This is a genomic window from Aureimonas phyllosphaerae, assembly GCF_047943035.1.
Taxonomy (GTDB): Bacteria; Pseudomonadota; Alphaproteobacteria; order Rhizobiales; family Rhizobiaceae; genus Aureimonas; species Aureimonas phyllosphaerae.
In genome coordinates this window covers 2,724,743-2,745,644 of the sequence record NZ_CP181348.1, presented here as the reverse complement: position 1 = coordinate 2,745,644, position 20,902 = coordinate 2,724,743, and the positions used below count along the sequence as shown (strand labels likewise).

The window sequence follows — 20,902 nt, the reverse complement described above, 5'->3', positions numbered from 1 at the left end:
GAGGAGAGAACCATGACCTTTCGCTCCCTCCTCCGCCACGAGGCAATCCTCGCGCTGATCCTCGCGCTCGCGCTGGCGGTCCTCGCCGTCGACAATGAGCGCTTCTTCACCGCGGCCAACCTTCTCAACCAGGGGCGGCTGCTGACCGAAGTCGGCCTGATCGCGGTGGTGATGACGTTCGTGATCGTCACCGGCGGCATCGACCTCTCGGTCGGCTCGATCCTCGGCCTCTGCGCGATCCTGATCGGCGTCTTCTGGAAGACGCTGGGGCTCCCGCTTCCCGTCGCCGTCGGACTGTCGATGGTGGTCGGAACGCTGGCGGGCTTCGTCAACGGGCTCATCATCACCCGCTTCCGCGTGCCGCCGCTGATAGCGACACTGGCGACGCTCGCGCTCTATCGCGGCCTCGCCGAAGGCATCAGCCAGGCGCAGTCGATCCGCGGCTATCCGAAGTGGTTCTTCGAACTCGGACAGGGCGACGTCTTCGGAATCCCGACGCAGCTCTGGCTGCTCGCCATCGTCGCCTTCGCCGGCTTCTTCATCCTGCGCTACACGGCCTTCGGCCGCGCGACCTACGCCATCGGCAACAACGAGGCGGGCGCAGCCTTTTCCGGCATCGACGTCGCGAAGACCAAGCTCTGGATCTATTCGGCCTCGGGTTTCGTCTCGGCACTGGCAGCCGTCGTCTTCGTCAGCCGCGTGTCGACCACGCGCTCCGACATGGGATCGGGCATCGAGCTCGACGTCATCACCGCGGTGGTGCTCGGCGGCACCTCGATCTTCGGCGGACGCGGCCTCGTGGTCGGCACGCTGCTCGGCCTCTGCCTCGTTCAGGTCCTGAAGAACGGCCTTGCCCTGTCGGGCGTGCGCGGCGACGGCACCATCGTCATCATCGGAGCCGTGCTGATCGCGGCCGTGCTCATCTCGAACTTCCTCAGCCGCTATTCCGGCGACTGAGGCACTGCTCCGGCCGATAGCGGCCGGGACTGAAGACCAGCCCAACGTCATCGTGGAGGAGACAACGGCATGCGCACCCTTCTGGCATTTCTCGTCGGCACCAGCCTTCTGACCGCACCGGCCATGGCGCAGAGCGCCTGGACCGGCGGCGACGACCAGCCGACCAACCCCCTCGCCTGCGACGCCAGCGTCACGGCCGTGCCGCCGGGCGACTACAACGGCGGCGAGCCGACCGGCGCGCCCGACCGCAAGGGCAAGCCGTTGAAGGTCGTCGATATTCCGAAGCTCGTCGGCGTCGGCTACTTCAACTCGACCGCTGCGGGGATCCAGGAAGCGGCCAAGGAGCTCGGCTCGATGACCGTCACCACCGACGGTCCGACCAAGGCGAACATCGACGAGCAGATCACCTTCATCGACAACTACATCACGTCGGGCGTCGACGGCATCCTGTTCGCCGCGAACGACCCGGTCGCGATCGCGCCGGTGCTGAAGCGCGCTCTGGAAGCCGGCATCAACGTCGTCGGCTATGATGCCGACGCCGAGGCCGACGCCCGCCAGTGGTTCGTGAACCAGGCCGAGCCGAACGGTGTCGCCAAGTCGATGATCGACCAGCTCGCCTCCGAGATCGGTGAGGAAGGCTCGTTCGCGATCGTCACCTCGACCTTCACGACGCCCAACCAGGCGCGCTGGATCACCGAGATGGCGGCCTATGCCGAGAAGTGCCACCCGAAGATCAAGTTCCTCGAGACGGTTGAGGCGCAGGAGGACAACATCCTGTCCTTCAACCAGGCGCAGACGCTGATCAACAAGTACGGCGACGAGCTGAAGGGCATCCTCGGCATGACGTCGGTCGCGACGCCGGCCGCCTCGGAAGCGGTGCAGCAACAGAACTTGTGCGGCAAGGTCTCGGTGGTCGGCCTCGCGCTGCCCAACGCGATGAAGCCCTACATCAACAACGACTGCATCAAGTCGACCATCCTCTGGTCGACGGTCGACCTCGGCTATGCCGCCGGCATGGCGATGCGGGCGGTCGCCGACGGCACGCTGAAGCCGGGTGACACGACGTTCAAGGCCGGCCGCCTCGGCGACCTACAGATTGTCAACCAGAGCCAGATCCTGCTCGGCGCGCCGAAGGTCTTCACCAAGGCCGACATCAATAACTTCGACTTCTGAGCCGAAGTGAAATGACCAAGGCGGCGTCGGTTCCTCCGGGAACCGGCGCCGTTTCCCGTTCAGAGAACGCTGCGACGTTTGCGCGTCAGGAGCTCGGCTCGACGCTGCCGCGATGCTGCAGCCATCGCGCCACCCACCAGCAGATGAAGGCCCAGGCGGACCCGGCACACCATCCCGCCAGAACGTCGGTGGGGTAATGCACACCGAGATACACGCGGCTCGATCCGATCAGGAGCGTCAGCACGATCGCGACACCCATGAAATAGGCGCGCATCACGATCCCGCGCTCTGACCGGGCAAGCAGCGAACCGAGCGTCAGATAGGTGACGGCCGAAAGCATCGCATGACCGCTGGGGAAGCTGAGGCTGTGGACATCGACGAGGTGGGCGACGACGTCCGGTCTCTGCCGGTCGAACCCGATCTTGAGCACGCTGGAGAGGATCACGCCTCCCACGACGGCGACGGCCATCATCAGGGCCGACGCCCGTTTGCCCTTCATCAGGAGGTAGGTGACCGCCAGAACGAGAATAAGCGAGAGGACCGTGTAGCCGCCGAGCGCCGTGAGGTCCCGCATGATGGCCTCGACCCAGAACGGGCCAATCGGGTCCGCCGGATCGGTGGGGCTGCGGAGCGCCCGCAGGATCGCATCGTCGAACGCGTGGGTTTCCCCCTCCCGCATCTCGCTGGCGATGGTGAGGAACCCGAAGAGCGATGCGGAGATGATGCCGAAGAACGCGAGGCCCCGCACCTCCACCTTCCGCAGGATCGGGATGCGCCCTAAGTCGGGACGCCGAGACGACAGGCGGAAGGCGGGCGGGGTCGGTTCCATACCCGGCAACATATGTCGCTCGCTGGGTCGGGCGAGTGGGCGGACGGACCCATCGATCCGCCCACTCGGTGGGGACGCCTATCGTCCCTTGTTGGCGTCGATCCAGGCCTGCAGTTCGGCGATCTCCTTCTCCTGCGAGGAGATGACGTCACGCGAAATCCGGGTCAGCGTCGGATCGTTCTCGCCGCTGTCGAGATAGGCGCGCGCCATGTCGATCGCGCTCTGGTGATGGGGGATCATCATGCGGGCGAAATCGAGCCCCGGACGTCCCGTCATCGGCTCCGTTGCCATCGCCTGATGCATCGTGTCCATCGCCTGCATCATCCGCTGGCTCGCCGTCGGGCTGCCGGGTTGCGCCGCCGCGCCATGGCCCATCGCACCATGGTCCGCGGCACCATGACCCGTACCGGGTTGGGGCGTATCCTGGGCCTGCGCGGTGTCGAGCGGAATCGCCGCGGCAAGGGCAAGAGCGAGAAGCAGAGGTGCGCGGCTCATTGCATCGCTCCCATCCGGCGGCAGTGCTCCGCACACTCCCGGCATGCGCGGACGCATTCGGCCATGCCGCCCACCCGTTCGCAGTCGTCTGCGCAGGCCGAGCAGATGGCGGCGCAGGCCGTGCAGGAATGGCGGTGGGCATCCGATCCCGTCAGCATGATATGGGCCGACGCCCGGCACATCTCGGCGCAGGCCGCCATCAGGCGGAAGTGCGCGGGTTCCGTATGGTCGCCGCCCGCTTCGAGGCAGTGATGCATGGCGGTCGACAGGCACGTTCGATAGCAGGCGAGGCAGGCGTCGATACAGGCCTGCATGTCTTGCGAATGATGGGTCATGGTTTCGCTTTCCAATCGAAAATTCGGGACGCCGGTTGTCGGACGCGTTTCGCGCCCACCGGCAGCGGTCGTCAGGTGCGCCCGTGCCCTCGCGGCGGCCGCAGCGGCACCGCGACGACGCGCCCCTCTCCGGCCTCGTTCGGCACCGACGTTCTGACCGTCATCGGCCAACGGTCGACCGTCTCGTCCATCGGCAGCAGGGGAAGTGCCGGGAGGCAGTGCGCGACGCAGCAGCTGGCGGTGGCATCCCCTCGGTCAGGCGGCGAACTCCACTCGTGGATGCCCGTCGCGTCCAGCCACCGGTCGTGCGACGCGGCCTCGACGGCGTGGGCGTGTGCGACTTGAACCGTCGGCATACCGTAGGTGAATGCGAAGACGAGCAGCACCAGCGACGACAGCACGTGCCGCCACCAACCGGAAATCCTCGTCGCATCGTCACCGCTCATGTCCGGGAAGGTGCCAAGGGCGCGAGCCATTTCAAGGGACGTCATGTCGGCGAGAAGTTCGCCGCATGAGGCTGAACTTGCGACGCGTGCACTCCATCTTCCCGCCAACCTTATCAACGGAGGCCGCGATGGCCGATACGCCGGACGATACCCCGCCTGAATCGAAACTGACCCGCACCAAGCAGGAGTGGGCGCGCCTCGGGCGCTTTCTGACGGGGCGGCAGGAGCGCCCCGAGAGCGACCGCCTCCCGCCGGGCCAACATCTCGTCAAGAACTGGCCGGTCCTCGACCTCGGCCTTCAGCCGGACGTCTCGGCCGAGCGTTGGAGGCTGCAGATCAACGGCGCGGTCGAAGAGCCGCAGATCTGGGACTGGGCGCGTTTCCAAAGCCAACCGCAGACCGAAGAGACGACCGACATGCACTGCGTGACCACTTGGTCGCGCTACGACAACCGTTGGTCGGGCGTGTCGACACGCGACCTGATGGCGGCCGTCCGCCCCCGCGAGGAAGCGGCCTTCGTGGTGCTGGGGTCCTACGACGGCTACACGACCAATCTGCCGCTCTCCGATTTCGCCGCGCCGGATGCGATGCTCGTCCATTCGTGGGAGGGACGTCCGCTCGCCAAGGAGCATGGCGGCCCGGTGCGGCTTCTGGTGCCGCATCTCTACCTCTGGAAGAGCGCGAAGTGGCTGCGCTCGATCGAGTTCCGTACGGCCGACCAGCCGGGCTACTGGGAGGTGCGCGGGTATCACAACCGCGGCGATCCCTGGACCGAGGAGCGCTACTCCGACTAACGAAGTCCCCGGCTTCCCGCTGGCCTTCCGGCCCCTCCCCGGCCCACAATCGCTCGACGATTCGGCCGGGAGGGCCGCGCGGGAGGGCAGACGAATGGACATGGGTCTGAAGGGCAAGGTCGCGGTGATCACCGGCGGCTCGGTCGGCATCGGGCTGGCGGTGGCGGAAGGGTTGGCGGCGGAAGGCGCCAACGTCATCCTCGCGGCACGCGGGCGCGAACGGGCTGAGGCGGAGGCGGAACGCATCGCAGGCGCGCATGGCGTCGAGGCGCTCGGCGTCGAAGCCGACGTTTCGACGTCCGCCGGTGTCGATGCGATCATCCGTGCGACCGAGGAGCGCTTCGGCGGGACCGACATCCTGATCAACAACGCCGGCACCGGCTCCAACGAGACGGTGATGGATGCGCCGGACGACAAATGGCAGGCCTACTGGGACCTCCACGTCATGGCGGCCGTGCGTCTTGCCCGCGGCGTCATCCCGCAGATGCGCCGGCGCGGCGGCGGGGTGATCCTGCACAACGCCTCGATCTGCGCGGTGCAGCCGCTCTGGTACGAGCCGATCTACAACGTGACGAAGTCGGCGCTGATGATGTTCTCCAAGTGCCTCGCGACCGAGGTCGTCGGCGACAACATCCGCGTCAACTGCATCAATCCGGGCCTGATCCTCACCCCCGACTGGAAGAAGACGGCGCGCCAGCTGACCGAGAATTCCGGGGGCGACTGGGAGGGATACCTTCAGGGCGTCGCCGACGAGCACGCGCCGATCAAGCGCTTCGGCACGCCGGAGGAGCTCGCCAACTTCTTCGTCTTCCTGTGCTCCGACAAGGCGACCTATTCGATCGGCTCGACCTACTTTGTCGACGGCGGCATGCAGAAGGGTCTCTGAGCCCTCAGCTTGCGGGGCCGAGATAGGTGTCGATCAGCGCCTCGACGCTGGCGTCCCGCTCGCGCCCCGTGCGCCCGCCCAGCACCACGACGATGACGCCCCGCCCGTTGCGCCGCGCGCTGGCGACGAGGTTGAAGCCGGACGCGTTGACGAAGCCGGTCTTCATTCCGTCGACGCCGGCCACCCGGCCGAGCAGCTTGTTGGTCGCCGTGTAGTGGCGCCCGCCGTAGTCGAAGCCTTCGGTCTTGTAGAGCGAGGCATATTGCGGAAAGCGCTTGCGGATCTCGTATCCGAGGCGGGCCATGTCGCGCGCGGTCGAGATTTGCGCCTCGTCCGGCAGGCCGCTCGGATTGGCGAAGTTGGTGCGCGTCATCCCGAGCGAACGCGCCTTGCGGGTCATGGCAAGGGCGAAGGCGTCGTCGGTGCCGCCGAGGGCTTCGGCGACGACCGACGCCACGTCGTTGGCGGACTTCACAGCCAACCCGAACATCGCGTCGCGCACCCGGATCGTGTCGCCGGGCCGCAGCCCAAGCTTCGAGGGCGCGCGAGCCGCTGCATAGGCGGTGACCGGCATGGCGTCGTCGAGCCCGATGCGCTTGGCGTCGATCGCTTCGAACAGCATGTAGAGGGTCATCAGCTTGGTCAACGACGCAGGATGGCGCAGGCCGTCCGGGTCGTCGGCCTGGAGGACCCGTCCCGTATCCATGTCGACCACGATCGAGGCCGGCGTCCGCTCGGCGACGGCCTCCGCGCCGACCATGAGGGCGGGGGCCTTGGTGGGCGGAATGAGCCCGGCGCGCACGTCGCTGCGCGACAGGTCCATCGACTGGCACGACGCCAGCGCGACGGACAGGACGAGGGCGGATGCGATGCGCAGGCGGCGGACGAAGGCCGGGCGGCCGGAACGGTTCGACGACAAGGGCGGAAATCCGGCTGAATCCAATCTTTCGATATCGAGTAGCACGGCAAACGTTTCAGTAAGCTTGCCGTAGCAGCCGGATGACCCGATGGCGCTGGCCGTCGCGCACGGTGGTACCAGATACCGGCATCGAACGAACGGTTTTCATTTTTCGCGATCGAAAGACCCGCCCATGTCCTCCATCGAGTCCCCCGTGTGGTTCATCACCGGCTGCTCCACCGGCTTCGGCCATGAACTCGCCAAGCTGGTGATCGCGCGCGGCTGGCGCCTCGTCGCCACTGCGCGCGAGAAGGCGCGCCTCCAAAGCCTGACCGATCTCGCCGAGGACCGTGTCTTGGCCCTGTCGCTCGACGTGACTGATCGCGTTGCGATCGACGCCGCCGTGAAGGCGACGGAAGAGCGGTTCGGGCGGATCGACGTCCTCGTCAACAATGCAGGCTACGGCTACCAGGCCTCGATCGAGGAAGGCGACGACGCCGAGATCCGCGAGCAGTTCGATGCCAACGTCTTCGGCCTCTTCGCGATGACGCGCGCGGTCCTCCCGATCATGCGCCGTCAGCGGTCCAGCCGGATCCTCAACCTCACCTCGCAGGCCGGGTTCATCGGTTTCCCCGGTTCGGGCTACTATGCCGCGACGAAGCACGCGGTCGAGGGCTTCTCCGATGCGCTGGCGGCCGAAGGTGCGCCGATCGGCATTCAGGTGACGTGCGTCGCACCCGGTCCGTTCCGCACTGATTGGGCCGGTCGCTCGCTGCGCCAAACGCCGAACGAGATCGCCGAATACGCCGACACGGCCGGCGCCCGCCTGAAGTCCACCTCCGAGATCAGCGGCAAGCAAGCCGGCGATCCCGTGCGCGCGGGCGAAGCCATGATCCGCATCACGGAGATGGACAAGGCGCCGCGGCACCTCGTTCTCGGCAAGGTCGCCTATGACGGCGTGACGGCGAAGCTGAAGCAACGGCTTGCCGAGATCGAAGGGCTGAAGGACCTCAGCCTGTCCGCCGACTTCCCGGACGCCTGAGGGCGGCTCACCCGCCGTTCTGGCGGATCAGGTCCTCGATGCTCATCGTGTCGAGAGCAGGCGGCGCCGCCGGGGCAGGCTGCGCCATCTGCCGCGCGATGCGGCTTTCGCGAACCGGCGCGCGCATCACGGCAGGCGCCGGTGCCTGCGCCGCGGCGAGGGCCCGCTCGGGCGGCGTGAAGGGCAGACGGCCTTCCTTCTCGGCCGCGATCCGCTCCGCCACCATCGACTGCGTCGACGTCGCGTTCTTGCGCTTCTCGTAGAAGGAGTTGCCGCCCTGGATCGTGACGTAGTGCATGTTCGAGTAGGGGTAGGAGTAACCGGCCGTGTGGAAAAACATCGCCTTCTGCACCTCGGAATGCCGAGCCCCGCGCAGAACCTGACGCGCGGTCCTCGTCGCAAGGTCCCGGCCCTTGCCCATCGGCTTGGACAGGACACCGGGCGCGAACTGGTTCTTCTGCCCGACGACGCCGCAGACCGACTTCGGGTACTTGCCGGACTCGAGCCGGTTCATCACCACCGTTCCGACCGCCAGCATCCCGGCTTCGGACGAGCGGTTGGATTCGAAGTACATGGCGCGCGCGAGGCACTCTTCGGCGCTCATCCGCGGCTCCATCCGCGCGCAGCCGCCGGCCACGCCGAGCGCGCCAAGGGCGAGGATGAGGGAAAGGCTTCGGCTCCGAGACATCCTGCGGCCCGCTTGCAACGTCGGTCAAATTTCGCGCGGGAAGCTTAAGAAGGCGTTAGACCTTTCGGATGCGAAAGGGCCGCCCGGCCGGGTGGCGGGGCGGCCCTTCGAGACCCTGAACGAGGCGAGAGACTAGAGGAGCGCCGAAACGGCTTCGCGCTCTTCCGACAGCTCGGCCACCGTGCGATCGATCATCTGGCGCTGGAAGTCGCCGATCTCGAGCCCGGTGACGCGCTTGTAGGAGCCGCCCTCGCAGATCACCGGCACACCGGCCATCAGCCCTTCGGGGATGCCGTAGGAACCGTCCGACGACACGCCCATCGACACCCAGTCGCCGTCCGAGCCCTGGATCCAGTCGCGCATGTGGTCGATCGCAGCGTTCGCAGCCGAGGCGGCCGACGACGCGCCGCGCGCCTCGATGATCGCCGTGCCGCGCTTGGCGACGGTCGGGATCAGCGTCTCCTTGTACCAGGTCTCGTCGCCGATCACCTCGGAGAGCTTGCGGCCGTCCGCCGTGGCGTTGGTCCAGTCGGCGAACATGGTCGGCGAGTGGTTGCCCCACACGACGAACTTCTTGATCGCGTCGACGGAGACGCCGGCCTTCTGCGCGAACTGCGTGAGGGCGCGGTTGTGGTCGAGCCGGAGCATCGCGGTGATGTTCTCGGTCGGGAAGTCCTTGGCGTTGGCGGCCAGGATCATGGCGTTCGTGTTGGCCGGGTTGCCAACCACGATCACCTTGGCGTCGCGCTTGGCGCCCTCGTTCAGGGCCTGACCCTGCGTGCGGAAAATCTCGGCGTTGGCATTGAGGAGATCGCGGCGCTCCATGCCCTGCGTGCGCGGACGCGAGCCGACGAAGAACCCGGCATCGATGTCGCGGAAAGCGGCCTTCGGGTCGTCGGTGATGACAACGTCCTGCAAGAGCGGGAACGCGCAGTCCTCAAGCTCCATCACGACGCCCTTCACGGCCTTTTGGGCCTGCGGCAGGTCGAGAAGCTGAAGCGCGACGGGGGTGTCCTTGCCGTAGACGTCGCCGTTGGCGATGCGGAACAGGAGCGAGTAGCAGATCTGGCCGGCCGCGCCGGTGACGGCGATGCGTTTGGGCTGCGTCATGGAATAACCTTTCCTACCTTGCGGTCGAGGCGAGCATGCGGCCCTGCCCTAGCGCGATCCGGTCCGGCAATCCACGGCGAAATTGCGCGCGACGATCCGAACTTCGGCTTCGGCCGGTCTGTCGAGGGGCTCGATCATCGGGCTTGTGGGAATGCTGACGCCGGTCGGAAGATTTTGCGCAGTTCGATCACGGACCAACCCCGGATTGGATCGGTTCGTATGACTGCCATATCGATTTAGGTCCATCATATTCCAATTCTGCGCAAAAAGTTCTGACGACGCGCATCGGACGATTGTGTTTTCGATCGATCGCGCTTTTACTCCGTTCGAACGCGGCGCCTCTGGGGAGAGAGACGCCGAAACCGTCCGGTGCGAACCGGCGGGGAAGAGAAACGAGGCATCGATCGGCCCGATCGCCGCCTCAAGGGATCGCCGGGGGCGAATCGCCCGGCCAGCGAAACGGCGTTGGCCAGGAGGGCCCGCCGAACATCAACGGGAGGAACATGATGTCGCGCAGCACCGTCCACCGCATCGCCGGCCTCGTCGCCGGCACCGCCATCGCAGCCTGCCTCATGGCGTCCGCGCCCGCGCGCGCCCAGGACGACATCCTGATCGGCCTCGTCACCAAGACCGAAGCCAACCCCTTCTTCGCCAAGATGCGCCAGGGCGCCAGCGAGAAGGCCGCCGAGCTCGGCGTCAAGTTCCAGAGCTTCGCGGGCAAGTTCGACGGTGATCACGACAGCCAGGTCACGGCCGTCGAGAACCTCATCTCGGCCGGTGCCAGCGGCATCCTCATCGTCGCCAGCGACTCTAAGGCCATCGTGCCGGTCCTCGAGCAGGCCCGTCAGGCCGGCATCCTCGTCATCGCGCTCGACACGCCGCTCGATCCCGCCAACTCGGCGGACCAGACCTTCGCCACCGACAATGTGAAGGCCGGCGAGCTGATCGGCCAGTGGGCGGCCAAGACGGTGTCCGATCCGAAGACCGCGAAGGTCGGCTTCCTCGACGCCATCGAAACGCAGCCGACCGTCGACGTCGCGCGCGACCAGGGCTTCATGAAGGGCTTCGGCATCGATCCGAAGGACATGAGCCGCTACCTCGACGAGGACGACGCGCGCATCGTCGGCCATCAGTGGGGCGCGGGCTCCGAGGAAGGCGGGCGCACGGGCGCCGAACTCCTTCTCCAGAAGGACCCCGACCTCAACGTCTTCTACACGATCAACGAGCCGACGGCGGCCGGTGCCTACGAGGCGATTAAGGCGGCCGGCAAGGAAGGCTCCGTCGTCGTCACCTCGGTCGACGGCGGCTGCCCGGGCGTCCAGAACGTCAAGGCGGGCGTCATCGGCGCGACCTCGATGCAGTATCCGCTGCTGATGGCCTCCAAGGGCGTCGAGGCCATCGTCAACTTCAAGAAGACGGGCGAAAAGCCGGCGGTGACGCCGGGCCTCGACTTCTTCAACACCGGCGTCGATCTCGTCACCGACAAGCCGGTTGATGGCGTCCCGTCGATCACGTCCGAGGAAGCCCTCAAGAAGTGCTGGGGTTGATCGTCTCCCCTTGAGAACAAGCGCGCGCCGCTTGCGGCGCCGCCTACGCGGTCGGTGCGAAAACCCCTTTCGCACCGATCGTCTCGACAGGCGCACAGAGAGGGTCGGAAATCATGTCAAGCGTCGAACCGACCGCGAACAACGCGGACGCCGTCGCCCATTTCGCCGAGGGTCGGCGCTCGCCGCTGCGTCGGCTGCAGCACCTCCTCCACCAGTATCCGACCATCGTGCCCTTCGTGGTGCTGGTGGTCGGTCTCCTGATCTTCAGCGCGATCGTCGGTCCGCGCTTCTTCCAGCCGTTCAACCTGTCGCTGATCATGCAGCAGGTGACGATCATCGCGGTGATCGGCATCGCGCAGACGCTGGTGATCCTGACCGCGGGCATCGACCTCTCGGTCGGCGCGATCATGATCCTTGCGACCGTCGTCATGGGCCGGCTGGCAGTGATGATGGGCGTGCCGGCGGAACTCGCGTTCTGCATCGGCCTCGGCGTCGGGTTCGCCTGCGGCTTCCTGAACGGCCTCCTGATCACCTACGTCAAGCTGCCGCCCTTCATCGTCACGCTGGGCACCTGGAGCATCTTCGGCGCCGTTTTCCTCTGGTACAGCGGCTCGCAGACGATCCGCGCGCAGGAAGTGGCCGCCGAGGCGCCGTTCCTCCAGCTCACCGCGACCGCGATCCAGGGCGGCGGAGCGCGGCTGACCTTCGGCACGGTGTTCACGCTCTTCGTCGCCGCGGTGGCCTGGTACATTCTCAACCGCACCGCCTTCGGACGCCACGTCTATGCGACCGGCGACGACCCGGAAGCCGCGCGCCTCTCGGGCATCGACACGCGCCGCGTGCTGCTCGCCGTCTACTCGCTGTCGGGCGTCATCTGCGCCCTCGGGGCCTGGGTCCTGATCGGCCGCGTCGGCGCCATCAGCCCCACCTCGGGGGGGCAGGCGAACCTCGACTCCATCACTGCCGTGGTGATCGGCGGCACCTCGCTCTTCGGCGGGCGCGGCTCGATCGTCGGCACGCTCATCGGGGCGCTGATCGTGGGCGTGTTCCGCAACGGCCTCGCCCTCTCCGGCCTCGACGCCCTCTGGCAGGAGTTCGCGGTCGGCATCCTCATCATCGTCGCCGTCGGCCTGGATCAGTGGATCCGCAAGGTCTCGGCCTGACCACCCTTCGCCCGCTCATTCGCATTCTTCGGAGCCCATCGCCATGAACACCGCCAAGACCATGGACCTCAAGCTCGCCCGCATTCGGCGCGGCAAATACACGCCCAAGGACTTCATCATCGCCGATGCCAAGGACGGCGACATGGCACTCGGCGTCGGCGTCTCCGGCCCGGAGCACGATGCCGACGGCAAGCCGACGGGCAAGATGCGCCCGCTCAAGGTCTATCGCGATGCGATGGAGGAGATGGTGAAGTCGGGCCTCGTCGACATCATGCTGACGTCGCTGTCCTCGGCCGAGCACCTGGCGTCGCGCGGGATCTACGCCGATACGGACGTCACGTCCGCCGTACGCCTCAACGACGGCAGCGACATCTGGCACTGGCGCGGCGCCAACTACAAGCACCTGCCGACCGTGCCTTTCCGCACGGCGCGCCTCGACCGGGTCAAGCCGGTCTCCGACCTCGGCCTCTACGCCGTGACCTTCTTCAACGAGCTGGACCAGGACCTGCGCACGATCGAGGCCTACGCCAAGTTCCGCGACGAGGCGTCGGCGGCCGGCGTTCGGCACTTCCTCGAAGTGTTCAATCCGCAGTTCGAGGTGAAGGCGCCCGGCTCGGACTTCTACACCTACAACAACGACTTCATCGCCAAGATCCTCGCCGGCGTTTCGAAGCACGACCGGCCGGAGTTTCTGAAGGTCGTCTATAATGGCCCGAAGGCGACGGAGGAGCTCGCCTCGTTCGACCCCGGCAACCTGATCGTCGGCATCCTCGGCGGCGCCTCGTCCACCAACCGCGATACGCTGGAAATGGTGAAGCAGGCCGAGAAGTACGGCGCGCGGGTCGCCCTGTTCGGCCGGAAGATTTTCTTCGCCGAGGACTCCAAGGCCATCGTGCGCGCCATGCGCTCGGTAATCGAGGACGACGTCTCCTCGGAAGAGGCGACGAAGGCCTACCACGACCACCTGCAGAAGAACGGCATCCGGCCCAAGAAGTCGCTCGAGCAGGATCTCGAGATCACCGATCCGTCGCTGAAGATGGGAGCCTGACCCCATGTCCGCAGTGCAGCGGCGCGGCTTCCTGACCGGGGGAACCTGGTGCGCCGACCACAACAAGCTCCTCGACCGCTGGCCGGTCGAGGAAACCGTCACGCGCATTCTCGAGGAAAGCGTCGAGGGCGGCGGATCGGCCTGCAACTTCGGCATCGACATCCGGCGGCTGGACCCGTCGATGCCGGTGGCGACCATCGGCTGCGTCGGCGACGACGAGGACGGCCGCATCCTGCTGCGCTATGCCGACGATAACGGCATCGACCGCACCGGCATGCGGGTGATCGCGGGCGGCCGGACCAACTACACCGACGCCTACAGCGCGCGCGACACCGGCAAGCGCACGCACATCTTCCACCAGGGCACGAGCGCCCTCCTCTCGCCTGACCACTTCGACTTCGCAGGCACCTCGGCCCGCATCTTCCACCTCGGCCTGCCGGGTATCCACGACGTGATGGACAATGCCTGGAAGGGCGAGGTGAATGGCTGGGTGGCGACGCTGAAGACAGCGCGCGCAGCGGGCCTCGAGACCAACTTCGAGCTGCTGCAGATCGCACCGGAGCGCCTGCGCGAACTCGCCGAGCCATGCTTGCCCCATCTCGATACGCTCGTCATCAACGACTACGAGATCGGCGCGATCACCGGCACGCAGACGACGCGCGACGGCGAGACCGACATCGCGGCCTGCGAGGCGGCGGGGCGCCAGATCATGGAGCGCAGCGCGGTCAAGGTGCTGGCCATCCACTTTCCGCGGGCGGCGATCGCCTTCACGCGGGACGGGGCGGTCTACCGCCACCCCTCGGTCAACGTACCGCAGTCCGAGGTTCGCGGTGCCAACGGTGCGGGCGACGCGTTCGCAGCGGGCTTCATGTATGGGTACCACGAGGCCCGACCGGTACCGGGCTGCCTGAAACTGGCCCATGCCAGCGCAGCGGCCTCGCTCCGCAGCGTCGGCACCACCGGAAGCGTCGAGACGGCCGAGCGGTGCCTCGCCCTCGCGGACGGCTGGGGCTGGCGCTCGATGCCGGCCGCCTGAGGATCGGGGTCCGGCGGCTACTCGGCTGCCGGGCGCTCCTCCATTCCGACGCCACCGTGAAGGCGTTCCTGCGCGTCGTTCAGGCGCCGGTAGGCGCCGCCGAGAGCCATCAGTTCGGCATGGCTGCCAAGTTCCGCGATCCGGCCATCAACGACCACCGCGATGCGATCGGCGTGTCGGATGGTGGACAGGCGATGGGCGATGACGAGCGTCGTTCGCCCCTTGGCGAGTTCGGCGAGCGACGTCTGGATCGCCCGCTCGGTCTCGGTGTCGAGCGCCGACGTCGCCTCGTCGAGGATGAGGATCTCCGGGTTCTTCAAGAACATGCGCGCGATCGACAGGCGCTGCTTCTGCCCGCCCGACAGCTTGACGCCACGTTCGCCGACGACCGTATCCAGCCCGTCCGGCAGGGCCGCGATGGTCTCGGTGAGGTGCGCGCGCTCGATGGCTTCAGCGATCTCCGCCTCGCTGGCATCAAGTCGCCCATAGGCGACGTTCTCGCGCACCGTCCCGCCGAACAGAAAGACATCCTGCTGCACGATGCCGATGTGACGGCGCAGCGAGGCCAGCGCCAGGGAACGAATGTCCTGCCCGTCGACGAGGATCGCGCCGGCGCTGACGTCGTAAAAGCGCGGGACCAGCGAGCAGATCGTGGTCTTGCCGGCGCCGGACGGACCGACGAAGGCGACCGTCTCGCCGGCTCGGATTTCGAGGTCAATCCCCTTCAGGACAGGACGGGAGTCCTCGTACGCGAAACGGACGTCCCGAAAGGCGATGGCGCCAGTGACACCCGTCAGCGTGCGCGCACCCGGCGCATCGGCGATCTCGGGCTTGGTGTCGAGGAAGTCGGTATAGCGGCGGAAGCCCGCGATGCCCTTCGGATAGGTCTCCAGAACGGCCGCGATCTTCTCGACCGGGCGGAAGAAGACGCCGACGAGGAGCAGGAAGCCGACGAAGCCGCCGTAGCTCAGCTCGCCCTTCATGACGTACCAGGTACCGGCCAGCATCACGATGACCTGCGTCAGGCGCATGGTCAGGTAGTTCAGCGACTGGCTGATCGCCATGATCCGGTAGGCGTCGAGCTTTCGGGCGCGATAGCCCACGTTATTGCGGGCAAAGAGCGCGCGCTCGTGCTCCTCGTTGGCGAAGCTCTTCACGACGCGGATGCCGCCGACATTCTCCTCGATACGTGCGTTGAAGTCGCCGATCGAGCCGTAGATCGCCTGCCACGTCGCGGTCATGCGGCTGCCGTATCGGGTCGTGACCCAGGAGCCGACCGGCACCACGACGGCCGTGATCAACGCCAGTTCGACATGCACGGCGAGCATCAGGAAGAAGGCGCCGATGAAGGTCATCACGGCGATGAAGAGGTCTTCCGGCCCATGATGGGCCACCTCGCCGATCTCTTCGAGATCCTTGGTCAGGCGGGCTACGAGATGGCCGGTCTTCTGGTTGTCGAAAAAGCCGAACGACAGCGTCTGAAGATGCTCGAACGCTTTGCGCCGCATCTCGGTCTCGATGTTGATGCCGAGCATGTGGCCCCAGTAGGTGACCACCGCCATCAGACCGGTGTTGAGGACGTAGATCGCCAGCAGTCCGGCCGAGGCGAGGACGATCAGCCCCCAGTTGCCGCTGGGGAGAAGGTCGTCGACGAAGACTTTCACCGCGATGGGAAAGCCGAGTTCGAGAAGACCGGCCAGCACGGCGCAGGAGAAGTCGAGCAGGAAAAGCCCGCGCCAGGGGGCGTAGTAGGAAAAGAAACGCGCGAGCATGGCATCCTCATGAGCCGGGCGCACCATGGTTGGCCGACGCCCGGTCTCCTTATTGCGGACCCGAAGGCCCCTCGCGCTTGCTGTAGGAAACCTGACTTCCGGCGTCAAATTTCCACCGATGACATCAGTCGAAGATGACACCCTTCTTGAAGATGAAGCAGCCGTGCGGCCTCGCCTCGCTGGTCCGCACGACGGCGTAGGCGCTCTTGGCCACATCGTAGAAGGCGAAGCGCTCGACGCGCTCGATGGTGATGGCCTTCCCCTCGGCCGCGTTGACGACCTCCTGCATCTCGCTGTGCACCTCGGGCACGGCGTCGGGATCGCCGACCACCGCCATCAGGCGCACCGGCGCGTCGACATAGGAGTCGAGCGGGAGAAGCGACAGGATGGCGCGTGCTGCCTCCGTCGTGCCGACGCCGGACAGCTGGACGCATGTGCCCGTGACCGTCTCGGCAGCGGTCGATTCGGCGGGATAGTTCCGATCGACCAGCACGAGATCGTCGCCGTGTCCCATCTCGGCAAGGATGGTGAGGAGTTCGGCCGTGATGATGGACGGAATGTTCTTCAGCATGGAAGCACCTCAGCTTTTCGATACGGGTTTGGAGCGCATGCGGCGGACGGTTTCGCGCTCGGCGCGGCGGGCGCGCACCGGGGGAAGGCCTGCGTCCATCAGTTCGAGATCATCGAGAAGGATATCGCCCATCCGCTTGAAGACTCGATCGAGCGCGCCGGCGCGATGGGCGGACAGGATCATGTTCGGCGTACTCCGGACCGGATCGTCCGCCGCCGGCGGCTCCTCGGGGAACACGTCGGTCGCGACCTTGATGTGCCCGCTCGCGGCCGCCTCCCGCATCGCGTCGAAATCGACGATCCCGGCGCGGCTGAGGAGGACGAACGCTGCACCCGGCTTCATCGAGGCGAAGGCCCTGGCGTCGAAGAGGTGCTGGTTGTCCGCGGTGACCGAGGCCGTTACGAACACCGTGTCGGACCTGGCGAGAATATCATCGAGCGCGGTCGCCTTGGCGCCCTGATCGGTAATGGTCGAGGCAGGCAGCCAGGGATCATAGACGCGCACCTTCGCCCGGAAGCCGGCGAGCAGCCGGTTGAGGCAGCGGCCGAGATCGCCGAAACCGACGATGCCGATGCGCGAGCCGGTCAGGAGCTGGGCCGAACCGTTGCCGTCGAGGCCCCACACCTCCTCGCCGCGACGGAAATCCGCGTCGGCTTTTGCGATCTGCCGGTGCAGCGAGAGCGCCATGCCGAGGCCCATCTCGGCCACCGGCTCGGCGAACACCGAGCTGGTGATCAGGACGTGGATCCCACGCTCGAAGCAGGTGGCATAGGGCATGTTGTCGGTGAAGTTGCCCTCGACGTTGACGATAGCCCGAAGGTTCGTCATCGCCGCCAGCAAAGCATCCGAAATGTCGGGCTGACCGACGAGGTATCGCGCGCGTGCCAGAACGTCGGTGGGCAACGCGTCGATCTCCCCGCTTGTCGTCTCGACGAGTTCGTAGCGCTCGCGGAACTCCCAAAGCGCGTCAGGCGTGAAGATCATGTCGAGATCGCGCGGATGCGGCGCGACGATCACCAGGGGCCGTTCGCTCATTCGTCCTCCCGGAGGCCCGGCAACGGCGCGGCCTCTTCGTGCTTCCGATAGAGGCGAACGCACATGATCTCAAACGTCTTCTCCGCTCGTCCCCATGATCGCAGCGTTTGCGCTGCGCCGGGCGATCGCGCTACGCGGGAATCTTCGGCACCATCGGGAGGATACGGACATGACGAGCGCCATTCTGGTCGACGCAACCCAACTCGAGGCCAGCGTCAGGGCGGCACTCCTAGGCGCCGGCGCATCGGACGAATCAGTCGACGCGACGACCCGCGCGCTGATGCACGCCTCGCGCGTCGGCGTGGACAGCCACGGCGTCCGACTGGTCCCGCATTACTGCAAGGTGATGGCGGGCGGCAGGGTCAACCCGCGCCCCAACGTGACGGTCAAGCGCACGGCGGCGGCAACCGGAACGGTGGACGGCGACAACGGACTCGGACACCTCACCAGCTACCGCGCCGCCGCCTTTGCGGTCGAACTAGCGCGTGAAAGCGGGATCGGCGCCGTGGGGGCGGTCCGTTCCTCACATCTCGGCGCTGCGGGTGCCTATGCGGTGGCGATCGCGGACGCCGGGATGATCGGATTCGCGACCACCAACACGGACTCGGTGGTCGGTCTGTTCGACGGAACGAAGGCCTTCCACGGCACGAACCCCCTTGCCTTCGCAGCGCCCGTCGCCGGCGAGAAGCCCTGGCTCCTCGACATGGCGACCTCGTCGATCCCCATGAACCGAGTGCTCCTCTATCGGTCGCTGGCGCAGACCCTGCCCGAGGGCGTCGCGGCCGACACATCCGGACACGCGACGCGCGATCCGCACGCGGCCGAGATGCTCCTGCCCCTCGGTGGAGAGGGATATGGCTTCAAGGGCGCCGCGCTGGCAGGAGTCGCAACGCTCCTCACCGGCATTCTCAACGGCACGACGCTGGACCACGAGTTCATCCCCATGGTCGGGGACGTCGATGTCTCGACGCCGCGCAACATGGGCCATTTCTTCCTCGCGATCGACCCGGAGCGCTTTGCCGGCGCCGCGCTCTTCGCCGACGGAATGCGCCGCTATCTCGATGCCCTGCGGTCCGTCTTGCCGGTCGAAGGCGGCAAGGTGATGGCGCCGGGCGATCGCGAATGGGACGTCGAGACACGTCGCGCGGCGGAAGGCATTCCGGTCGATCCGGACACGGCGCGTTTTCTCGGCTTGAGCGATCCGGCCTAACGCGACTTGACGCGACAGGCGCTCGCAGCCACACTCTGGCCAATTGGTCAGATCAATTGGCCAGCGCGAGGCTTGGGAGGGCATCGCATCATGCCCCTCAAGGTCATCGAGCCGCGTCGCCTCTACCGTCAGGTCGCGGACCAGTTGCGGCTCCTCATCGAATCCGGTGAGTACGGGGTCGGCGATCGCCTGCCGACCGAACGCGAGTTGGCCGAGCGCCTCGGCATCTCGCGCCCGACGGTGCGCGAGGCGCTGATCGCGCTCGAAGTCGAAGGACGCATCCGGATCCGGGTCGGCTCCGGCATCTACGTCACCGCGCCACCCGTCACAGAGCCGGTGGCGGACGAGGTCGAGGGGCCGTTCGAGCTTCTTCGGGCGCGCGAGTTGATCGAGAGCGCGCTGATCCGCGAGGCTGCGGCCAAGGCCACCGCCGCGGACGTCAGCATCCTCGATGCGATCCTCGGCCGCATGGAGAACGGCGACCATCCCTCGCCCGAGACGATCGCCGTGGACCGGGAATTTCACGTGGCCGTCGCCGGCATCCTCGGCAATGCGGTCATCACGCGCTTCATCGGCGAGCTCTTCGACCAGCGGATGACGCCGTACTTCGCCCGGCTGTCGGAGTATTTCGAGACCGGACAGACCTGGCGGGTCGCCTATGCCGAGCATCGCACCGTGCGCGATGCGATCGCAGGCGGCGATCCTGCGGCGGCCGAGGACGCGATGCGACAGCACCTTCGCCAGTCGCAGATCCGTTTCCAGCACAGTTTCGGCGAGGACGCCGGTATCGGGAAGGCCGGCGGGAGGACGCCGGCCACGCCTGCAACACGGCGCGCGACAAAGGCCGGCGCCGGGTCCAACGGGAGGAACGACGCATGAGGACGAAGACACCCTGGGCGCTCGCCGCCCTCGCCGTGGCCACGCTGATGTCGGGCACGGCGCTTGCGCAGACCAAACTGACATGGGGCCACGTCTACGAGGTGACCGAGCCCTTCCACACCGAGTCCGTCTGGGCGGCCGAGGAGATCAAGAAGCGGACCGACGGGCGCTACGAGATCAACGTCTTCCCCGCCTCGCAGCTCGGCAAGGAAGCCGATCTCAACCAGGGCCTGACGCTCGGCACCGTCGACGTCATCATCTCCGGCTCGAGCTTCGCCTCTCGCGAGTTCACGCCGATCGGCGTCACCTACTATCCCTATATCTTTCGCAACCCGGAGCACCTCCTCGCCTATACCAAGAGCGACATCTTCCGCGAACTGGCCAAGGGCTACGAGGAGGAATCCGGCCATCACATCACGGCCGTGACCTATTACGGCACGCGCCACACGACGGCGAACAAGGACATCAAGTCCTGCGCCGATCTCGCGGGCCTCAAGATGCGCGTGCCGGACGTGCCGGCCTATCTCGCGATGCCGCGCGCCTGCGGCGCCAACACCGCGCCGATCGCCTTCGCCGAGGTCTATCTCGCGCTCCAGAACGGCACCGTTGAGGCGCAGGAGAACCCGCTGACGGCGATCGAGGCGAAGAAGTTCTACGAGGTGCAGAAGACGATCGCTCTCACCGGCCATATCGTCGACCACCTCAACACGGTGGTCTCGCAGAGCCGCTGGGCCTCGCTGTCCGACGAGGACAAGAAGATTTTCACCGACGTGATGCTGGAGGCCGCCGAGCGCGCCACCAAGATCGTGCAGCAGCGCGAGGCCGACCTCGTGCAGACCTTCAAGGACAAGGGGCTGAACGTGGTGGAGGTCGACAAGGCGGACTTCGAGAAGAACGTGCTCGAGAAGGCGCCGCTCGAGACCTACGGCTACCGGCAGGCGGATTACGACGCGATCCGCGCCGTCCAGTAAATCTTGATGGTCCGCCG

The 20,902-nt window shown here is 66.7% G+C and carries 22 protein-coding genes; 12 read left to right on the top strand and 10 right to left on the bottom strand.

What is annotated here, in order from left to right; translation table 11 throughout:
* Positions 1-12 precede the first annotated feature (12 nt).
* Both ACLNGM_RS13020 and ACLNGM_RS13015 read left to right on the top strand, forming a co-directional pair.
* Complete coding sequence (locus tag ACLNGM_RS13020) at positions 13-957, top strand: ABC transporter permease (protein ID WP_416355238.1); 945 nt, start codon at positions 13-15, stop codon at positions 955-957.
* 69 nt (positions 958-1,026) lie between these two features.
* Complete coding sequence (locus ACLNGM_RS13015; RefSeq protein WP_416355237.1) at positions 1,027-2,130, top strand: substrate-binding domain-containing protein; 1,104 nt, start codon at positions 1,027-1,029, stop codon at positions 2,128-2,130.
* A gap of 85 nt (positions 2,131-2,215) precedes the next feature.
* Here ACLNGM_RS13015 and ACLNGM_RS13010 read toward each other — a convergent pair whose 3' ends face one another.
* The 4 genes from ACLNGM_RS13010 to ACLNGM_RS12995 all read right to left on the bottom strand — a co-directional run bounded on the left by ACLNGM_RS13010 (position 2,216) and on the right by ACLNGM_RS12995 (position 4,280).
* Entirely contained in the window at positions 2,216-2,971 is a 756-nt protein-coding gene (locus ACLNGM_RS13010) for a phosphatase PAP2 family protein (RefSeq protein ID WP_416355236.1), read from the bottom strand.
* Positions 2,972-3,037: 66 nt separating this feature from the next.
* A complete protein-coding gene (locus ACLNGM_RS13005; protein ID WP_416355235.1) occupies positions 3,038-3,454 on the bottom strand; it encodes a DUF305 domain-containing protein in 417 nt (138 codons plus the stop codon).
* Positions 3,451-3,789, bottom strand: coding sequence for a ferredoxin (locus tag ACLNGM_RS13000; protein ID WP_090964114.1), 339 nt, complete (start codon positions 3,787-3,789; stop codon positions 3,451-3,453). The genes ACLNGM_RS13005 and ACLNGM_RS13000 overlap by 4 nt, the downstream gene beginning before the upstream one ends.
* A 71-nt stretch (positions 3,790-3,860) precedes the next feature.
* Positions 3,861-4,280: a hypothetical protein gene (locus tag ACLNGM_RS12995; RefSeq protein WP_416355234.1), complete on the bottom strand. Its 420-nt coding sequence runs from the start codon at positions 4,278-4,280 to the stop codon at positions 3,861-3,863.
* 83 nt (positions 4,281-4,363) lie between these two features.
* Between ACLNGM_RS12995 and ACLNGM_RS12990 the strand changes: the two genes are divergently transcribed.
* The gene (locus tag ACLNGM_RS12990; RefSeq protein ID WP_416355233.1) at positions 4,364-5,029 is read left to right on the top strand and encodes a sulfite oxidase-like oxidoreductase; all 666 of its coding nucleotides are present in this window, start codon (positions 4,364-4,366) and stop codon (positions 5,027-5,029) included.
* 94 nt (positions 5,030-5,123) lie between these two features.
* The gene (locus ACLNGM_RS12985; protein WP_416355232.1) at positions 5,124-5,915 is read left to right on the top strand and encodes an SDR family NAD(P)-dependent oxidoreductase; all 792 of its coding nucleotides are present in this window, start codon (positions 5,124-5,126) and stop codon (positions 5,913-5,915) included.
* A 4-nt stretch (positions 5,916-5,919) separates the two neighbouring features.
* Here ACLNGM_RS12985 and ACLNGM_RS12980 read toward each other — a convergent pair whose 3' ends face one another.
* Positions 5,920-6,834, bottom strand: coding sequence for a D-alanyl-D-alanine carboxypeptidase family protein (locus ACLNGM_RS12980; protein ID WP_416355231.1), 915 nt, complete (start codon positions 6,832-6,834; stop codon positions 5,920-5,922).
* A gap of 172 nt (positions 6,835-7,006) precedes the next feature.
* On the opposite strand from ACLNGM_RS12980, the gene ACLNGM_RS12975 reads away from it, so the two are divergent.
* Positions 7,007-7,855: an oxidoreductase gene (locus ACLNGM_RS12975; RefSeq protein ID WP_416355230.1), complete on the top strand. Its 849-nt coding sequence runs from the start codon at positions 7,007-7,009 to the stop codon at positions 7,853-7,855.
* A 7-nt stretch (positions 7,856-7,862) separates the two neighbouring features.
* Here ACLNGM_RS12975 and ACLNGM_RS12970 read toward each other — a convergent pair whose 3' ends face one another.
* Both ACLNGM_RS12970 and ACLNGM_RS12965 read right to left on the bottom strand, forming a co-directional pair.
* A complete protein-coding gene (locus ACLNGM_RS12970; protein ID WP_416355229.1) occupies positions 7,863-8,459 on the bottom strand; it encodes a cell wall hydrolase in 597 nt (198 codons plus the stop codon).
* Between the two features lie 216 nt (positions 8,460-8,675).
* Positions 8,676-9,653 (bottom strand): malate dehydrogenase, encoded by a 978-nt coding sequence (locus ACLNGM_RS12965; RefSeq protein ID WP_055883630.1) that lies wholly within the window; start codon positions 9,651-9,653, stop codon positions 8,676-8,678.
* Between the two features lie 506 nt (positions 9,654-10,159).
* Between ACLNGM_RS12965 and ACLNGM_RS12960 the strand changes: the two genes are divergently transcribed.
* The 4 genes from ACLNGM_RS12960 (at position 10,160) to ACLNGM_RS12945 (ending at position 14,447) form a co-directional block, all read left to right on the top strand.
* Entirely contained in the window at positions 10,160-11,200 is a 1,041-nt protein-coding gene (locus ACLNGM_RS12960; protein WP_416358445.1) for a substrate-binding domain-containing protein, read from the top strand.
* Between the two features lie 113 nt (positions 11,201-11,313).
* Positions 11,314-12,363: an ABC transporter permease gene (locus ACLNGM_RS12955; RefSeq protein ID WP_090964127.1), complete on the top strand. Its 1,050-nt coding sequence runs from the start codon at positions 11,314-11,316 to the stop codon at positions 12,361-12,363.
* Positions 12,364-12,406: 43 nt separating this feature from the next.
* Positions 12,407-13,411 carry a hypothetical protein gene (locus tag ACLNGM_RS12950; protein ID WP_416355228.1) on the top strand — a complete coding sequence of 335 codons (1,005 nt, stop codon included), beginning with the start codon at positions 12,407-12,409 and terminating at the stop codon, positions 13,409-13,411.
* Positions 13,412-13,415: 4 nt separating this feature from the next.
* A complete protein-coding gene (locus ACLNGM_RS12945; RefSeq protein ID WP_416355227.1) occupies positions 13,416-14,447 on the top strand; it encodes a carbohydrate kinase family protein in 1,032 nt (343 codons plus the stop codon).
* 17 nt (positions 14,448-14,464) lie between these two features.
* Here the strand turns inward: ACLNGM_RS12945 and ACLNGM_RS12940 are convergent, their stop codons facing one another.
* The 3 genes from ACLNGM_RS12940 to ACLNGM_RS12930 all read right to left on the bottom strand — a co-directional run bounded on the left by ACLNGM_RS12940 (position 14,465) and on the right by ACLNGM_RS12930 (position 17,825).
* Complete coding sequence (locus ACLNGM_RS12940) at positions 14,465-16,219, bottom strand: ABC transporter ATP-binding protein (protein ID WP_416355226.1); 1,755 nt, start codon at positions 16,217-16,219, stop codon at positions 14,465-14,467.
* Positions 16,220-16,343: 124 nt separating this feature from the next.
* On the bottom strand, positions 16,344-16,790 hold the full coding sequence (locus ACLNGM_RS12935) for an RbsD/FucU family protein (RefSeq protein ID WP_416355225.1): 447 nt from the start codon (positions 16,788-16,790) through the stop codon (positions 16,344-16,346).
* Between the two features lie 9 nt (positions 16,791-16,799).
* Positions 16,800-17,825 (bottom strand): hydroxyacid dehydrogenase, encoded by a 1,026-nt coding sequence (locus tag ACLNGM_RS12930; RefSeq protein WP_416355224.1) that lies wholly within the window; start codon positions 17,823-17,825, stop codon positions 16,800-16,802.
* 169 nt (positions 17,826-17,994) lie between these two features.
* On the opposite strand from ACLNGM_RS12930, the gene ACLNGM_RS12925 reads away from it, so the two are divergent.
* From ACLNGM_RS12925 to ACLNGM_RS12915, 3 genes are all read left to right on the top strand, one after another.
* Complete coding sequence (locus ACLNGM_RS12925) at positions 17,995-19,035, top strand: Ldh family oxidoreductase (RefSeq protein WP_416355223.1); 1,041 nt, start codon at positions 17,995-17,997, stop codon at positions 19,033-19,035.
* A gap of 90 nt (positions 19,036-19,125) precedes the next feature.
* On the top strand, positions 19,126-19,914 hold the full coding sequence (locus ACLNGM_RS12920) for a FadR/GntR family transcriptional regulator (RefSeq protein ID WP_416355222.1): 789 nt from the start codon (positions 19,126-19,128) through the stop codon (positions 19,912-19,914).
* 47 nt (positions 19,915-19,961) lie between these two features.
* Positions 19,962-20,885, top strand: a complete 924-nt coding sequence (locus ACLNGM_RS12915; RefSeq protein WP_416358444.1) for a sialic acid TRAP transporter substrate-binding protein SiaP — start codon at positions 19,962-19,964, stop codon at positions 20,883-20,885.
* Positions 20,886-20,902: the final 17 nt, after the last annotated feature.

Bases quoted from the DNA above. Each gene is read 5' to 3' on its own strand.
- ACLNGM_RS13020 (WP_416355238.1), top strand. From the start codon at position 13: ATGACCTTTCGCTCCCTCCTCCGCCACGAGGCAATCCTCGCGCTGATC.
- ACLNGM_RS13015 (WP_416355237.1), top strand. From the start codon at position 1,027: ATGCGCACCCTTCTGGCATTTCTCGTCGGCACCAGCCTTCTGACCGCA.
- ACLNGM_RS13010 (WP_416355236.1), bottom strand. From the start codon at position 2,971: ATGTTGCCGGGTATGGAACCGACCCCGCCCGCCTTCCGCCTGTCGTCT.
- ACLNGM_RS13005 (WP_416355235.1), bottom strand. From the start codon at position 3,454: ATGAGCCGCGCACCTCTGCTTCTCGCTCTTGCCCTTGCCGCGGCGATT.
- ACLNGM_RS13000 (WP_090964114.1), bottom strand. From the start codon at position 3,789: ATGACCCATCATTCGCAAGACATGCAGGCCTGTATCGACGCCTGCCTC.
- ACLNGM_RS12995 (WP_416355234.1), bottom strand. From the start codon at position 4,280: ATGACGTCCCTTGAAATGGCTCGCGCCCTTGGCACCTTCCCGGACATG.
- ACLNGM_RS12990 (WP_416355233.1), top strand. From the start codon at position 4,364: ATGGCCGATACGCCGGACGATACCCCGCCTGAATCGAAACTGACCCGC.
- ACLNGM_RS12985 (WP_416355232.1), top strand. From the start codon at position 5,124: ATGGACATGGGTCTGAAGGGCAAGGTCGCGGTGATCACCGGCGGCTCG.
- ACLNGM_RS12975 (WP_416355230.1), top strand. From the start codon at position 7,007: ATGTCCTCCATCGAGTCCCCCGTGTGGTTCATCACCGGCTGCTCCACC.
- ACLNGM_RS12970 (WP_416355229.1), bottom strand. From the start codon at position 8,459: ATGAGCGCCGAAGAGTGCCTCGCGCGCGCCATGTACTTCGAATCCAAC.
- ACLNGM_RS12965 (WP_055883630.1), bottom strand. From the start codon at position 9,653: ATGACGCAGCCCAAACGCATCGCCGTCACCGGCGCGGCCGGCCAGATC.
- ACLNGM_RS12960 (WP_416358445.1), top strand. From the start codon at position 10,160: ATGTCGCGCAGCACCGTCCACCGCATCGCCGGCCTCGTCGCCGGCACC.
- ACLNGM_RS12955 (WP_090964127.1), top strand. From the start codon at position 11,314: ATGTCAAGCGTCGAACCGACCGCGAACAACGCGGACGCCGTCGCCCAT.
- ACLNGM_RS12950 (WP_416355228.1), top strand. From the start codon at position 12,407: ATGAACACCGCCAAGACCATGGACCTCAAGCTCGCCCGCATTCGGCGC.
- ACLNGM_RS12945 (WP_416355227.1), top strand. From the start codon at position 13,416: ATGTCCGCAGTGCAGCGGCGCGGCTTCCTGACCGGGGGAACCTGGTGC.
- ACLNGM_RS12940 (WP_416355226.1), bottom strand. From the start codon at position 16,219: ATGCTCGCGCGTTTCTTTTCCTACTACGCCCCCTGGCGCGGGCTTTTC.
- ACLNGM_RS12935 (WP_416355225.1), bottom strand. From the start codon at position 16,790: ATGCTGAAGAACATTCCGTCCATCATCACGGCCGAACTCCTCACCATC.
- ACLNGM_RS12930 (WP_416355224.1), bottom strand. From the start codon at position 17,825: ATGAGCGAACGGCCCCTGGTGATCGTCGCGCCGCATCCGCGCGATCTC.
- ACLNGM_RS12925 (WP_416355223.1), top strand. From the start codon at position 17,995: ATGACGAGCGCCATTCTGGTCGACGCAACCCAACTCGAGGCCAGCGTC.
- ACLNGM_RS12920 (WP_416355222.1), top strand. From the start codon at position 19,126: ATGCCCCTCAAGGTCATCGAGCCGCGTCGCCTCTACCGTCAGGTCGCG.
- ACLNGM_RS12915 (WP_416358444.1), top strand. From the start codon at position 19,962: ATGTCGGGCACGGCGCTTGCGCAGACCAAACTGACATGGGGCCACGTC.